General features: G+C 65.2%; 15 protein-coding genes. 1 reads left to right on the top strand and 14 read right to left on the bottom strand.

The window, feature by feature from the left end:
- Window positions 1–18 precede the first annotated feature (18 nt).
- The 7 genes from IM701_RS02120 to IM701_RS02150 are packed head-to-tail and all read right to left on the bottom strand — an operon-like array spanning window position 19 to window position 6781.
- Window positions 19–450: a hypothetical protein gene (locus IM701_RS02120; protein WP_193827646.1), complete on the bottom strand. Its 432-nt coding sequence runs from the start codon at window positions 448–450 to the stop codon at window positions 19–21.
- A complete protein-coding gene (locus IM701_RS02125) occupies window positions 447–1784 on the bottom strand; it encodes a FliI/YscN family ATPase (protein ID WP_193827647.1) in 1338 nt (445 codons plus the stop codon). The genes IM701_RS02120 and IM701_RS02125 overlap by 4 nt, the downstream gene beginning before the upstream one ends.
- On the bottom strand, window positions 1778–2392 hold the full coding sequence (locus IM701_RS02130; protein ID WP_039336182.1) for a FliH/SctL family protein: 615 nt from the start codon (window positions 2390–2392) through the stop codon (window positions 1778–1780). Before IM701_RS02130 ends, IM701_RS02125 begins: the two co-directional genes overlap by 7 nt.
- On the bottom strand, window positions 2385–3404 hold the full coding sequence (gene fliG, locus IM701_RS02135) for a flagellar motor switch protein FliG (RefSeq protein WP_062345849.1): 1020 nt from the start codon (window positions 3402–3404) through the stop codon (window positions 2385–2387). The genes IM701_RS02130 and fliG overlap by 8 nt, the downstream gene beginning before the upstream one ends.
- On the bottom strand, window positions 3401–5122 hold the full coding sequence (gene fliF, locus IM701_RS02140; protein ID WP_039336181.1) for a flagellar basal-body MS-ring/collar protein FliF: 1722 nt from the start codon (window positions 5120–5122) through the stop codon (window positions 3401–3403). Before fliF ends, fliG begins: the two co-directional genes overlap by 4 nt.
- Window positions 5123–5126: 4 nt before the next feature.
- Window positions 5127–5501: a flagellar hook-basal body complex protein FliE gene (fliE, locus tag IM701_RS02145; RefSeq protein WP_039336180.1), complete on the bottom strand. Its 375-nt coding sequence runs from the start codon at window positions 5499–5501 to the stop codon at window positions 5127–5129.
- Entirely contained in the window at window positions 5498–6781 is a 1284-nt protein-coding gene (locus IM701_RS02150) for a sigma-54-dependent Fis family transcriptional regulator (RefSeq protein ID WP_193827648.1), read from the bottom strand. Before IM701_RS02150 ends, fliE begins: the two co-directional genes overlap by 4 nt.
- 238 nt (window positions 6782–7019) lie before the next feature.
- Between IM701_RS02150 and IM701_RS02155 the strand changes: the two genes are divergently transcribed.
- Complete coding sequence (locus IM701_RS02155) at window positions 7020–7847, top strand: flagellin (RefSeq protein ID WP_039336176.1); 828 nt, start codon at window positions 7020–7022, stop codon at window positions 7845–7847.
- A gap of 145 nt (window positions 7848–7992) precedes the next feature.
- Here IM701_RS02155 and IM701_RS02160 read toward each other — a convergent pair whose 3' ends face one another.
- The 7 genes from IM701_RS02160 to IM701_RS02190 all read right to left on the bottom strand — a co-directional run bounded on the left by IM701_RS02160 (window position 7993) and on the right by IM701_RS02190 (window position 14793).
- A complete protein-coding gene (locus tag IM701_RS02160; protein WP_193827649.1) occupies window positions 7993–9219 on the bottom strand; it encodes a S8 family serine peptidase in 1227 nt (408 codons plus the stop codon).
- A 147-nt stretch (window positions 9220–9366) separates the two neighbouring features.
- Entirely contained in the window at window positions 9367–10206 is an 840-nt protein-coding gene (locus tag IM701_RS02165; protein ID WP_193827650.1) for a flagellar motor protein MotB, read from the bottom strand.
- Window positions 10207–10218: 12 nt separating this feature from the next.
- The gene (motA, locus tag IM701_RS02170; RefSeq protein ID WP_039336172.1) at window positions 10219–11082 is read right to left on the bottom strand and encodes a flagellar motor stator protein MotA; all 864 of its coding nucleotides are present in this window, start codon (window positions 11080–11082) and stop codon (window positions 10219–10221) included.
- Window positions 11083–11110: 28 nt separating this feature from the next.
- Entirely contained in the window at window positions 11111–12031 is a 921-nt protein-coding gene (locus IM701_RS02175; RefSeq protein WP_193827651.1) for a flagellar biosynthesis protein FlgL, read from the bottom strand.
- Between the two features lie 6 nt (window positions 12032–12037).
- Window positions 12038–13381 (bottom strand): flagellar hook-associated protein FlgK, encoded by a 1344-nt coding sequence (flgK, locus tag IM701_RS02180; RefSeq protein ID WP_193827652.1) that lies wholly within the window; start codon window positions 13379–13381, stop codon window positions 12038–12040.
- Between the two features lie 3 nt (window positions 13382–13384).
- Complete coding sequence (locus IM701_RS02185) at window positions 13385–13696, bottom strand: flagellar biosynthesis protein FlgJ (protein ID WP_193827653.1); 312 nt, start codon at window positions 13694–13696, stop codon at window positions 13385–13387.
- Window positions 13693–14793: a flagellar basal body P-ring protein FlgI gene (locus IM701_RS02190; RefSeq protein WP_039336163.1), complete on the bottom strand. Its 1101-nt coding sequence runs from the start codon at window positions 14791–14793 to the stop codon at window positions 13693–13695. The genes IM701_RS02185 and IM701_RS02190 overlap by 4 nt, the downstream gene beginning before the upstream one ends.
- Between the last annotated feature and the right edge of the window lie 8 nt (window positions 14794–14801).

A 14801-nucleotide genomic window follows, 5' to 3' on the forward strand; every position in this document is an offset into this window, starting at 1 on the left:
GCGGTGCGTTAACCGTGTTTATTCAAGACCCGTGCCAGATTGCCTTTTGCCGGTAGTAGGTGTTGTTGCGGATGCCACCTTGCGCGCGATCAGACGCTCCTGCGCCTCGGCGCGCTCTTCCACGGCGGCGCGCCGACGTTCTGCGGCGGCGGCCTCCTGCGCCTTGGCATCGGCGATCCTGCGCGCAGCATCGGCATCGGCGCGTGTGCCCGACGTGATCCAGTCGAGTCCGGCCACGAACTGCCGCAATTGCTGCAACCCGTGCGCGTCGCGCGCATCGGTGCGGGCGGCGTACTCCGTCGAAAGACGTTGAGTCCTGTCTGCCAGCCCCTGCAACTGCGCCAGCGTGCCCTCGGCCTTGCCCGCTTCGGCGAGCGCGGTCTGGCGGGCGATGTCCCGGATGCGCTCAAGCCGTTTCAGGCGCGCCAGACGCTCGCGCTCAGCCTTCATGCACCGATCAGCTGGCTGAGCGCGGCGACGCTTGCCGCCATCGACACGACTTCACGCTGCGGCTGGCTGATGAACCCGGTCAGCGCCTCATGCATGGCGATGGCCCTGTCGAGCTGGGGATCGGCCCCGCTGCGATAGGCGCCCATCAGGACCAGATCGCGGTTGGCCTCGTAACTTGCCACAAGCGCACGGAAGGTGCGGGCGGCGCGCTGGTGCTCGGGTGCAGTGATGTCGTTCATCACGCGGCTCAAGGATGCCGCAATGTCGATGGCCGGGTATTGCCCACGCTGCGCCAGATCGCGCGAGAGCACGATGTGTCCGTCGAGGATCGAACGCGCGGTGTCGACCACCGGATCGTCCTGGTTGTCGCCATCGGCAAGGACCGTGTAGAGCCCCGTCACCGACCCGCCGCTTTCCGCCGAATTGCCGGCGCGTTCGACCAGCTTGGTGATCGTCGCGAGGGCCGAGGGCGGATAGCCGCGCGCCGCGCCCGGTTCGCCCAGCAGCAGCGCGATTTCACGGCCCGCGTGGGCCACACGCGTCAGGCTGTCCATGATCAGCAGCACGCGCTTGCCTTGGGCTCGAAAGTATTCGGCGAGCGCCGTCGCCATCATCGCGCCGCGTATGCGCAAGTTGGGCGCATGGTCGGCAGGGACCGCGACAACGACGGAGCGTTCGCGCTTGGAGCCCTGCATGTGCCGCTCGACGAAGTCGGAGACTTCTCGTGCACGTTCGCCAATCAGGCCGACGATGACGATCTCGGCCTCGGCGCCGTGCGCGATCATGTCGAGCAGCACCGACTTGCCGACGCCTGATCCCGCCATGATGCCGATACGCTGGCCGATGCCGAAGGTCGTCAGCGCATTGAGCGCGCGCACGCCGGTATCGAAGCTCTCGCGCACTGGCGAGCGGTCGAGCGCGGCGGCCCGAATGCCGCCTGCCGGCCATTCGCGGCGGTTGTGGATCGGCCCCATGCCATCAATCGGCTTGCCCTCGCCATCGATCGCGCGGCCGAGAAAAGCCTCGCCTACCGGCACCATCCCGGGGCGGCCTTCGGGCCTGACCCTGGCGCCGGGGCGCAGCAGCACCGGATCGCCCAGAAGCATCATCAAGGTACGACCATTGCGGAAGCCGATGGTCTCTGCCGTCAGCGATCCCGACCCATGAGCGATGCGGCATTGCGTGCCAATGGGGACCGACAGCCCCGACACTTCAAGCATTCCGCCATCACACGCGGCCAGCAAGCCATAGCGCGCAGGCGTGAAGTCGGGTTCGCACAGTGCCAGGGAATCCAGCGCCCGGTCGAGCACGGAGAAAGTGGGTCCCATCAGCATTGGCGGAGCGCCTCATGGATGGCCCGGCGCCATTGTTCAGGTCCATCCTCGACTCCGCCGGTCGCGCCTTCCACGCGCAGAGCGCCGCGTTCGAGCGAAGCGTCGGGTTCGAAGTGCCAGTCTTCCGGCAATCGCGCGGCAATCAGGGCAAGGTCTTCGGGATGGAGCCGTATCACGCGCTGGTCTTCGGCGCGGGCGAGCATGGTGGCGGCTGCCTCGACCCGGCGGGTCAGCGCGTCGGGGTCAAGGGCCGCAGGCGCAATGGCAGCCTCGCACAAGGCGATCACCGTCTCGCGCAGTCGGTCTTGCAGTTCGGTCTGCATCGCCACATCCAGCTTGCCGAGCGCGAATTCGATCTTCTGACGCGCTGCTTCCTGTTCGGCAATGAGCTGCGCAGCGGCTTCCTGCGCCTCGCCCAGACCCTTGGCATAGCCATCGGCCCACGCCTCCGCGATAGGGTCGTGCGGCTCGCGCTCGTCTTCCACCGGCACCATGACAGGTTCCGGTTCGGGCGCTGCAAATTCGCGGAAGAAGCGGCGATCACGCGCGAAACCTGTGGGCACTTGCCCAAGGTCCGCCAGCGAGATCGCCCGCAAGCTGTCAGACATAGTCGTCGTCGCCCGCGCCGAACACGATCACGCCTTCGGCCGAGAGACGGCGGGCTGCCGTGACCATGGCCTTTTGCGCCTCAATCACTTCGGCCATCTTCATCCGGCCACGCGCGGCAATCTCGTCGCGCACGCCGTCCGCAGCACGGCTCGACATGGCGCGGAAGAAGCATTCGCGCTGCTCTTCGGGAATGCCCTTGAGCGCGGCGATCAGCGCATCGCTGTCTACCTCGCGCAGCAGTGCTCCCATCGACTTGTCGTCGAGCGCGAAGAGGTGCTCGAACTTGAACATTTCGTTCTCGATCGCCTTGGCAAGCTGGCGATCCTGCTTGGCGATCTCGGGCATGACGCGCTTTTCGACCGCCCGGACGGAGGCGTTGATGATGTCGGCCGCTTCGCGCGGCCCGCCCATGGCAAAGGCGCCCTGGCCGTGCCGTTCGCCGATACGCTGGTGCAGCATTTCCTCGAGCATCGCGATGGCTTCGGGTGCAACCGGTCCGAGCGTGGCGATGCGGTGGACGACCTGCGGTTGCACCTCGTCGGGCAAGCCATGCAGGACAGCCGCGGCCACTTCCGGATCCAGCTGAACCAGCAGCACGGCAATCGCCTGGGGATGCTCGTCACGGATCAGAGGCACGATCACTTGCGGAGTCAGCCATCTGGCAAGCTCGATGCTGGGCGTGCGCGAGGGGTCGTCAGGCAGGATGCGCTGCATCAGGCTGTCTGCCTTTATCTCGCCCACGGCGCGAGTCATGAGCGAGCGCACTTGTCCGACGCGATCGTGCGCGATCAGGCCAAGCCGCTCGGTCTTCTCGACAAAGCCGGCAATCGCCTGTGCGATCGCAACCGGGCCGATCTCGCCCAGCGCACACATCTTTTCGCCCAGCAGGCGAAGTTCTGCGGGCTCCAGCTGCGCGAGGATCTGCGCGGCCTGATCGTCCTCCAGCAGCATGACCATGACGGCTGCGCGTTCGGGATCGGAAATGGCGGGGGCTTCCATGAGATCGCTCATGCGCTGGCACCTTCCTCTTCAGGCTCTTTCAGCATCTGCTTGAGGGCAACCAGCGCACTGTCGGGCTTTTCGACGACAAGCCGCTGGGCAAGGCTGACCTGCCGGGCCAGTGCCTCGGCATCGACGACGCCCGTTTCGGGATCTTGCGCGGGCTGGATTGCCTGTGCGACTTCATCAGCGGTGACAGCCTCGATCGCCCCTTCTTCGGCCTCTCTGGCGTCCTCGTCCTCGTCGCCCGTCGCTTCACCTTTCTTGCGCTTCTTTGCAACCTTCACTTCGGCCGGCGCGGGTTCCTTCTTCAGCGCCTTGATCAACGGACGGACGCCGAGCAGCAGGACAAGCAGGACCGCGATCAGCGCCACGGCATTGCGCAGGATCGTGGCGAACCACGGCGTTTCCCAGAACGGTGCGGGGGCAACGTCTGCGGGCTTGAAGGCACGGACGGCCACGGCAACCTGATCGCCGCGGGCGGGGTCGGCGCCGACCGCAGCGCTGACCAGCTGCTTGATCTGCTCGATGTCCTGCGGCTTGGCCTTGGCCATGGTCTCGGCGCTCAGCGCGACAGCGACGGACAGGCGCTTGATCTTGCCAGGGGTCTGGTTCGATACCGCAACCTCGCGGCCGAGTTCATAGGTGCGCGAGGAACTGGATTCGCCGTTGGCGCCGGGCGTTGCCGCAGCCGCGGGCGTTCCTTGCGGGGCGCCGGGCTGGGCAGTCGTGGCAGGGGGCGGCGTGTTGGCGGTGACGCCGGGCACGCCCTGGGCAGTGCCGGCGCCGGTCTGCTGCGAGGCGCTTTGCGTTTCCTGCCGGACGACGCCTTGCTTGTCATAGCTTTCGCGCGCCGACGTCACCTGGTCCATGTCGAGATCGAGCTGGATCTCGGACGAGAAGTTCCCTTCGCCCAGCATCGGCGTGAGCAGTTGCGCGACCTGCTGGCGAAGCTTCTCCTCCATGCGCTGCTGGAGCTCGAGCCGGTCGCCATCGGGGCCGGAAGGGTCGGAGAGCAATGCGCCGTGCTGGTCAACGACCCGCACCGCGTCTATCGAAAGCCCGGGCACGGAACCCGCGACCAGGTTGACGATCGCGCGGACCTGGCTTTCGGAAAGCTGCCGTCCGCGCTTCAATTTGACCATGACCGAGGCCGATGGCGGCAGGTTCTCGCGCACGAAGACCGACTTTTCCGGTTCGGCGAGATGGACGCGCACGGCCTCCACGCCGTCGATCTCCATGATCGTCAGCTCAAGCTCGCGCTCGCGCGCGGCCTGCAGGCGCTGGCCCTCAAGCCCCCGGCTCGCGCCCATCGGCAGCTTGTCGAGCATCTGCGTTCCGGTTTCGGGCGTGGCGATCGCGCCGTCCGATGCGGCGGCCATGCGCGCCCTGTATAGGTCGTCCTCGCCCACCGTGATCGCACCGGTTGCGTTGTCGATCTGGTAGGCGATATTGGCCTTTTCGAGGCTGGCGGTAACTTCGGACCGCTCGCTGTCGGAAAGCTGGCTGTAGAGCATGCGCTGCGGTGCGGGCGCCATGGTCAGCCACAGCACGCCGGTCAGGCCGGCTGCGGAAACGCCGGCGAACCACGGAAGGGTGCGCCTCACGGGCGGCTGCGCCAGAAACGCCTTGGCCCGCGTGCCGAAGCTTCCGGCTGCGGGATCGGTCAGGACGCCGAAAGTGGATGGAGCTGGCGTGGCAAGGCCAGAGGCGGGAACGAGGTCAGCCATTCAATCACACTCCCATCCGCATGATGTCCTGGTAGGCGTTCAGCAGCTTGTTGCGCACCTGCAGCGTGGCCTCGAAGGCAACGCCAGCTTCCTGCCGCGCCAGCATCACCTTGGCCACGTCGACCACTTCGCCTTTTTCATAGGCTTCGCTGATCGCACTTGCCTTCTGCTGGCTGGCGTTGACGTTATCGAGCGCACCCTTGAGGCTCTCGGTAAAGCTACCAGCCGGGCCGGTGCTGGCCTGTGGTCCTTGTGCACCCTGCGTCGCTTCGGGTGACTTGACCTGCTGGAGCAGCTGCGAGCGCTCCATGATCTGCTGGCGCAGCGCCATGATGTCCTGGATGCCGGAAGCCCGGCCGCCGATGCCGGAAACGCTCATCGCCTGCCACCGACGGCTCTACCGTCCACTGACCGGCCGTTCACTTCAATCCCGGCCTCACGGAAGCTGGCGAGGCGATAGCGCAAGGTGCGTTCCGAAATGCCGAGCTGGCGGGCAGCGGCAACGCGGCTGCCGTTGCAGGCCTCGAGCGTCGAAAGGATCGCGCGGGCTTCGGACATCTGCACGATGTTGGAAAGCTTGGCATCGGCCGCGGCAGGAACCGCAACCGGTTCGTTGATCAGGCGGGCAGGGCGATCGAACACGATGTGCGAAGCCTTGATGACGGAGGCGTTCCCTGCAAGCACCAGAGCGCGACGCATCACGTTCTCGAGTTCGCGCACGTTGCCGGGCCAGCTATGCGCCGCCAACATCGCCAGCGCTTCGTCGGAAATCCAGGGAGCGACCTGCGAATGGCGCATCGCCATCGCGAAGGCGAGCGGCGCGATATCGTCGGGCCGCTCACACAGAGCGCGCAGGGCCAGCGGGAAGACGTTTAGGCGGTAATAGAGATCGGCGCGGAAGCGGCCTTCCTCGACTTCCAGCGGCAGATCGCGGTTGGCGCAGGCGATTACCCGCACGTCCACCTTTACCGGCTGCGTTGCCCCCAGCGGCACCACTTCGCCTTCCTGCAGCGCGCGCAGCAGCTTGGCCTGCAGCGTCAGCGGCATCTCGGCGATCTCGTCGAGGAGCAGCGTGCCACCGTCAGCCGCGCGGAAGAAGCCTTCGCTGGCTGCATTCGCGCCGGTGAACGCGCCCCTCTGGTGGCCGAACAGCAGCGCCTCGAGCATGGCTTCGGGCATGGCGGCGCAATTGATGGCGATGAACGGCTTGTCGGCGCGGGCCGAGTGTTCGTGAATGAAGCGGCTCAGCACTTCCTTGCCAGTGCCGGTCGGGCCGTTGATCAGGACGGGGATGTCGGTGGCGGCGATGCGTTCGGCCAAGGCAAGGACAGACAGGCTTTCAGGATCGGCGGCAATGGGCGCGCCTGGCTTCGCGGCGCAGGCCAGCAGTGCCGACAGCGCAGCCTCGCCCGCCCCATCGGTGTATCGCAGGGTCGCCGTCCGGCTGCCGGGCTGGCGCTCGATCGCTGGCATAGCCGAACGCTCCAGCAGCACCACCTGCTTGCGCGGCGGGAGCTTCGCGTCCTCGAAGGCATCAGCCAGCATCGACTGTCCTTCCGCACCGTAGCTCGAAAGCACCGAAGCTGCGCGCTGGACAAGCGCTGCGTGGGCTTTCGCCGCCGCTTCGGTGAACTGCAGTGCCCCGCAATCGCGAATCATTTCAAGACCCCTGTTAACCATCCTGTCTGTGACCTTCTTTCGCGCGGGACCGACAAACAGGTTGAAACTTTAAGGGGACGGGTAACCCTAAGGGCGACTACCTAAGTCCGGCATTCTTTTGCCGGGCGGCAACTTAAAACCGGCTGCCATTTGCCGGTCTTAGTCCCGACAGCCGTGTCGATCCTCTGACCCGGCGGTCCTTTCGGGAACGACACACCACCCTACCGGAGAATGGAAAATGGCGGTTATCAATACAAACATCAGCGCCTTGAAGGCGACGAACTCCTCCAACACGGCCAACAAGATGCTTGGCCAGGCGATGGAGCGACTGTCGACCGGCAAGCGCATCAACGGCGCCAAGGACGACGCGGCCGGTCTGGCAATTGCCACCAGCATGACTGCCCAGATCAAGGGCATGAACCAGGGCGTTCGCAACTCGAACGACGGCATCTCGCTGGCACAGACCGCGGAAGGCGCGCTGAACGAAGTTTCGAACATGCTCCAGCGTGTCCGCGAACTGGCCGTGCAGTCGGCTTCGGGCACGTATCAGGACGCCACGGACCGTGCCTACATGCAGACGGAAGTTGACGAACTGACCGCGCAGATCGGCCAGATCATCGACAACACCAAGTTCAATGGCACTCAGCTGTTCGACGGCTCGCAAGCGACCGTGACCGTTCAGACTGGTGCGAACGGTTCTGACACCGTCGACCTGACCATGGCAGACCTCACCACCCTTTCGGCGAACGGCGGTGCTGCAGGGTCGTACGACGTGTCCAGCGCAACGGCGGCGAACACGCTCCTTGGCACGCTTGACACCGAGCTGGACTCGATTTCGAGCGCCCGTGCGACGCTCGGTGCCGGCATGAACCGCCTGGAATCGGTGGTGAACAACCTCAACGACAACATCACCAACCTGTCGGACGCCCGTTCGCGTATTCAGGACACCGACTACTCGACCGAAACGACGCAGATGGCCAAGGCCCAGATCCTTTCGCAGGCATCGACCGCGATGATCGCCCAGGCCAACCAGAGCCAGCAGAACGTGCTGTCGCTGCTGCGCTAAGCCATGACCTCCGCCTGTCTCCACCAGGCGTGATCACAAGCCCGGCGGCCCATCCCAGGCCGCCGGGCCTTCGTGCGTTCCCCGGTAAAGAAGAAGGGCGGCTCCTTGCGGGGCCGCCCTTCGACGTTTCAGCAAGGCACCCTGATCATTTCACGCCGATCGGGAACCTGACGCCATTCGGCGCTGCGGTGGACAGGCGCCCGTCGCTGCGCGGGCCACCGATGACGACAAGACCGGCAAGGTGCGGTGTCGCCATGGATGTGCCGGAGATCGTGTTGTAGCCGCCGTTGAGCCACGTCGAGAGGATCGATACGCCCGGTTCGGCAAAGTCCACCGGATCGTTGATCACGGAGTAGTTCGAGAAGCTGGCAAATGTGTCCGAGCTGTTCACCGCCGCCACGGTGTAGATATACGGGCCATCGGCGCGCGCGGGCGAGTGATTGTTGGCATCATCGGTTTCGTTACCGGCGGCAAGGGCAAAGATGACCTTGCTGCTGTTGGAGGCGTTGATCACTGCCGTGTCGAGTGCGTCGGATACTGGTCCGCCAAGGCTCATGTTGGCGACGTCGCCCGCCTGGCCCACCGAGGCGACGTAATCGACTCCAGCGATGACATCGGAATAGGCACCGCTGCCACGGCGATCGAGCACGCGCACCGCGACGACCTTTGCCCCGGCTGCTACGCCGACGACGCCGGCGCCATTGAGCTTGGCGGCAATCGTACCGGCTACGTGCGTACCATGGCCGTTCAGGTCATTCGGCGAGGTTTCGCGCGCCACGAAGTTGCGGCTGAGGGCGGTGTCGACGTTCAGATCGGGATGCGTCAGGAAGATGCCGCTATCGATCACGAATGCCCGTCCCGAGCCGGCATAAGCCGCTCCACCACCAACTCGCGTGATGCCTGCGGGCGTCGTCTCGGTGGTTGAACCGCCGCCGCCGCCCGGCTTCGCCAACGCATTGATCGGGTCGATCACGGTGGCGACCTGGTCGGCCTCGCAATACTCGATGTTCGGGTTGTGCTTGGCGACGGCTGCGGCACCTTGCGCTGGCAGATTGATCGAGAAGCCCTGCAGTGCGTAACGGTAGACGTGCCCGATCTTGCCGCCAGCCTTGCCGGTGACCTTGCTGGCCTCGGCCTGCTCGGCACCCGGCGCGACGCTGCCCTTCTTGAAGACACAGATCCAGCTGTCGGGGATGGCCGATCCGGCGACTGCCGCTGCAGTGGGCCGGGCTGAAACTGCGGCAATAGAACCCGACGTTGCGGGCAGCAGCACCGCTCCCGAACCCGTGACCTTCCCGCCCCCCGCGGCGGCAAAAACGATTCCGGCCAATGCCACCGCCGATACGGTGGCCAAAGCTGCAAACTTGCGCATCTGGATTGAACTCCCTGTCCTTTGGGTGTTGCGGTTCGTGGCTTGCGCACGACGCACCCCGCAATGACAGGAAGCTGCAGTGAAGCAGTTGCACTTGCAACCGGAACTTTCACCAATATTTCATGATAGTGTCAGTTTATTGCTTAATCAGCCGGTAATCAAAATCGACATACGCCGATTGCGCGGGTCGGCCGGATTGTTCTGCACCAGCGGTTCGCGGTCGGCAACGCCCTCGATCCGGCGGAAGCGGGGCTCGGCAATGCCCTGGCGCATCAAGGTCTGGCGTGTCGTTTCGGCGCGACCGGCTGACAGCGACCAGTTGTTGGCCACGCCGTTCTTCCACGGCAGGGAGTCCGTGTGGCCGCGGATCGTCAGCTGGGTCGGGTCGGGCGCGATGGCCTGGCCGATCGCGCGGAGAAGTTCGGCGGCGTCAGGCGTCAGCACGGTCGTGCCCAGCAGGAACATCGAGAAATCCGCATCGTCCACCAGATCCAGGCGGACGCCTTCGGGAGTCTCGGTCATGCGAACCTGCCGGGCCAGCTTCTTGAGCTTTTCGGATTGCGCGAGCTTCTGGGCGATACGTTCCTTCATCACCTGGGAGCGCTTGATCTTGCTGCCTCCCTCCTTGGGGCCGCCTGTGGCATCGCGGGGCACCGACAGGGTCTTGTTGCCGGTCTGGCCGGCGCGATGCGGATAGTCGTCGACATCGGTCAGCGATGATCCGCCGAGTACGCCATACCCGCCGGCACTTCCCTGCCGCATCTTGACGAGTGTAGGAGTGAAGTAGTCGGCAATGCCCTTGCGCTGCTTTTCGGTGGTTGCGCCCAGCAGCCACATCAGCAGGAAGAACGCCATCATCGCGGTCACGAAGTCGGCATAGGCCACTTTCCAGGCGCCGCCGTGATGCCCACCGGCAACGATGGTGATCTTCTTGACGATGATGGGCTTCGGGGGTTCGTTCTTCCCCTTGGTCGGTGCCTTGGCCACGTGCAGGGCTCCTTAGCGGCCGCGCATCGCGTCGAGCAGTTCGGAAAGTCCCGGGCGGAAGGCATGCCCCAGACCGGAGCGCGCGCTTTCGACGACGAGGGGTTGCGGCCAGCCGTGGAGGCTGGCGATGATGACCTGCTTTACCGCCTGGAAAATCATCTCGTCCTGCTCGAGCACCTGCTTGAGCCGGCCTGCGATCGGGCCAACCATCCCGTAGGCGAGCAGAATGCCGAGGAACGTGCCGACGAGCGCCGAACCGATCATCGCGCCGAGAATGGCCGGCGGCTTGTCGATCGATCCCATGGTCTTCACCACGCCGAGTACTGCCGCGACGATGCCCAGCGCCGGCAGCGCATCCGCCAAGCCCTGGATGGCGTGCTGGGCTTCGTGCTCCTCATGGAAATGCGTCTTCATCGCATGATCCATCACCTCCTCCACCGCATGCACTTCCAGCGTGCCCGAAGATACGACGATCAAGGTCAGCGTGTCGCAGATCAGCGAAGTCAGGGCAGGGTTGGCCAGAAGGCGGGGATACTCGGCGAAGATCGGAGAGTTCTTCGGATCGGTGACATGGCTTTCAAGCGCGACCGGTCCATCGCTGCGCAAGATCTTCATCAGTTTGGTGCACAGCACGATAACGTCTACGTGATCCTGCTTATTGTGCTTGGGGCCCTTGAAGGTCTTGGTGAAGCCAGCGCCGATGCCTTTGAGTTCGTGCATCGAGTTTCCAGTGACGAGCGCGCCGACGGCGGCCCCGCCGATGATGAGCATCTCGTGGGGAAGTGCATGCAGGACCGGTCCAAGGTCACCGCCAGTGATGGCGAAGCCGCCGAAAACCATGGCGAGCAGGATGACGATGCCGACAATCACGAACATGAAACAGGTTCCCGGTGAGCTTGCGCGCTCAGTTCAGCACGCTGAACAGCGAAAGGTTGGCGAGCTTGGCAAAGCTCGCCTGGCTGGCCTGCAGCACCAGCATGGTGTTCTGCAGGCGGGCGATGGATTCGGTCAGGTCCGCGCCGCCGACCTCGGTTTGTTCGGTGGTGCGCATCTCGGAAAGCGTGGTGCGGCGCTCGGTGTTGAGGTCGATCCAGTTGAGCCGCGATCCGACCACGGTCTGCGCCGTGGTGATTGCATTGAGGCCATCACCCAGGGCGGTGAGGGCGGCATTGGCCGTGGCCACGCCACCGGCACCGGATTTCAGGTCGTCCGCCAGGGCCTTGGTCATTGCCAGCAGGTCAACCGTTCCGCCTCCTGACTGGAACTGCAGGAACTCGGGTCCTGTCACCCCCCGCGCGACAGATTGACCGCCACCGATAGAGATGGTCCCTGCCGCGCTGGTGCCGGCATACGTGGCGTTGCCCGAAGCATCGAGGGTGTAGGCATCGGCTGCACTTTCGCCACCGAACAGGGCGTTGCCATTGCCATCCCGCGAATTGGCGAGTGCGACGAGGCTGTCCCGCAATTGCGCTATTTCCTCGCCGATGCCCGCGCGCTGGCTGTCGTTGACGGTCGAGTTCGCGGCCTGCGTCGTCAACTCCTGCAGGCGGGTGACGATGCTGGCGAACTGCGACAGTGCGGTGTCGGTCAGCGTCAGGTCAGTCGTGGCGCGGTTGGTCGCGGCGGTGTCGATGTCGTCGAAAACCCCTGCGCGGGCGAGCTGGCGCAGCCGCGAGGCGGCGACCGGGTCGTCGGAGGAGCGCTGCAGGCGTTCTCCGGTCGACATCTCGGCCTGCGTGTCCTCGGCCTGCTTGCGCAAGGCAGTAAGGTCCATGAGGGACCGCTCGAAGAACGCGGCTGTAGATGTGCCAAAGATCGTGCTCATGGCCGGTTACCTGATTCCCAGAAGGGTGTCGAAGATGTCGGATGATACCTGCATGACCTTGCCGGACGCCTGAAAGGCCTGCTGGAATCTTACTAGGTTGACCGCTTCCTGATCGAGATCGACGCCCGATTGCGCAGAGAGGGCAACTTTCGCGGTGTCGGCAATCGTCTGTAGCGCGCCCAACGTCACGTTGCGCCCGGCCAGCGTGCCTGAAACGTCGAACAGGATCGCATCCATCGTGCCCGACGGATTGACGCCCGCCAGCGCTGTGCGGATCGCGGTAAGGTTTGCCGCATCGCGGCTGCCCGGCGTCGTCTCGCTGGCAGGAGCGGTGGCGATCTTGCGGCCGTCCTCGACAGCGAGTGCCATCGTCGCGGCGCTCGTGCCCGAGAAGATTGCGACACCCATCGCGCCGTCGAGATCGCGACCCCCGGTCTGGGCGGTGTTGAAGGCATCAACGATGTCACCGGCAAGCGTGTCGAGATCGGTCTTGAGCTGTGCGCCCTTCGCCAATGCGAGTTGCTGTCCTGCCAGCGATCCGCCAGCGAGAGTCAGCGCCGTGCTGCCCACAGTGAAGCTGATGGTGCCGTCAGTTGGAGATGTGGTCATACCCAGGGTGGCGGCAGTGTTGCCCGTCACGAGGTCCGCCCCGCTGCTCCCGCCGATCTTGATCGCAACCTGCCCATCGGCCGAGAATTCGGTCGAGATGTTCGCAAAGCCGCTCAATTCCTCGAGCAATTGGTCGCGCTGATCGAGCAGGGCGGTCTTGTCGCTGCTGGCGTCGGACGCGCGGGCAAGGCGGGTGTTGGTGCGGGCAAGCTCCTGGGCAATGCGGTTGACCTGCGTCACCCCGTCCGAGGCCAGAAAGCGCAGACCGTCGGCCGCCGCGTCCAACTCCTGCGAGGCGATCTGGAACGTGCCGGCCATGGTGCGCGCCTTCTCGATCACCGAGGCGCGCAGGCTCGTATCCGTGGGGTTCTGCGTCAGTTGCTGGAGGGAGGACTCGAAGCCGACAATTGCGTCATAGACGCCCGACTGCTCGATCGCGGCTTCGATGTTCTCCAGCCCAGAAACTTCGGCACTGGCTCGCGCCACGTCCGAATTGGTACGGCGGACTTCGGCCTGGCGAAAAGCATCGGCATTGCGCACGATGCTGGTCAGCCGCACGCCTGAAAGGGAAAGATCGCCAATACGATAGGCGCCGCCAGTCGAAGCCACTTCGCTGAACGCGGCCGAACGCCGGACATAGCCGGTGGACGAGGCATTGGCGATGTTCTGCGCCGTGATGTCTAGGCCGATGCGGGCAGCCTGGACGCCGCTGCGAGCGATCGAGAGGAGATCGGATGCCATGGCTTAGGCGCCTCCCTCTGGCGTAGTGCCTTGGGGCAGGAGCGCGGCAAGGTGGTTCTCGATCTGCCGGGCAAAGCCGAGCGCGCCGGCCTGCGAGGCGATTTCGGCAAAGCGGTCGTCGCGCATCTGCACGAAAGTCTGATCCATCTTTCCGAAGACGTCATCGTCCCCGAAGTTGCTGGCGCGCGCGGCGGACAGCATCTGGCGCACGAAAATCGCCTCGAACTGCTTCGCCGCGCCCGAAAGCTTCTCGCGCTCGGTCTGCGCCTTAGGCGTGAGCGAAAGGTTGGCGGCGGATGTGGAAATCGTGGTCATATCACCACCATCTCTGCCTTCAGTGCGCCTGCCTGCTTGAGCGCTTCGAGGATTGCGACGAGGTCCGAAGGGCTGGTGCCGAGCTTGTTCAGCGCATCGACCAGTGACGAGAGCGAGGCACCCGGCTTGAACAAGGCAACCTTGGCCTCCTTCTCGACCGCGTCGATCTGGCTGTTGGGGACCACGGCCGTCTGGCCGCGGCTGAACGGAGCGGGCTGGGAGACCTGCGGCTTCTCGTCGATCTTCACCACCAGCTTGCCGTGGCTTATCGCTGCGGGAGAGAGACGCACCGCGCTGTTGATCACCACCGTGCCCGTGCGGCTGTTGACGATGACCTTGGCCGCGGTTTCGGCAGGCGTCACCTCGAGCATCTCGATCGCCGCCATCGTCGTCGCGCGGCTGTCGGCGCCTGCAGGCAGGCGCAGCGCCAGCGTGACGCCGTCCTCGATCGTCGCAGACTGGGGAAAGCGGGCGTTGATCGCGTCGCGCACGCGCTGGGCGGTCATGAAATCGGCGTCGAACAGGTTCCAGCGCAGCACTTCGCCACTGTCGAACCCGGTGGCGACGGCGCGCTCTACACTGGCCCCTTCGGCGATGCGGCCCACGGTCGGCACGTTGACGGTCAGCTGCGAGCCATCGCGGGCGGCAATGCCGAGGCCGCCGACGGCAAGGTTGCCCTGCGCCATCGCGTAGATCTGGCCGTCCGCACCATAGAGCGGTGCGAGGATCAGCGCACCCCCGCGCAGGGACTTGGCCTTGCCGATGGTCGAGACAGTCACGTCGATGCGCTGGCCGGGCTTGGCGAAGGCGGGAAGTTCTGCCGTCACCAGCACGGCGGCGGCGTTCTTGAGGCCGGGCGAGATGCCGGCGGGGAGCTGCACGCCCAACCGGCCTGCGGTGCCCTTCATCGCCTGGGTCAGGTATTCGAGATTGTCGTCGCCCGTTCCGGCAAGGCCAACCACCACGCCATAGCCGGTGAGCTGGTTTGCGCGCACGCCCTGGAACTCGCCAAGGTCGCGCACACGCTCGGCCAGGGCGGGCATGGGCAGGGCCGCCGCGAAGGCTGCAAGAACAGGGAGGATGTACCGGACCAGCATTGCATCAA

The sequence above is a fragment of the Novosphingobium sp. ES2-1 genome (genome assembly GCF_015169775.1).
Taxonomy (GTDB): domain Bacteria; phylum Pseudomonadota; class Alphaproteobacteria; order Sphingomonadales; family Sphingomonadaceae; genus Novosphingobium; species Novosphingobium subterraneum.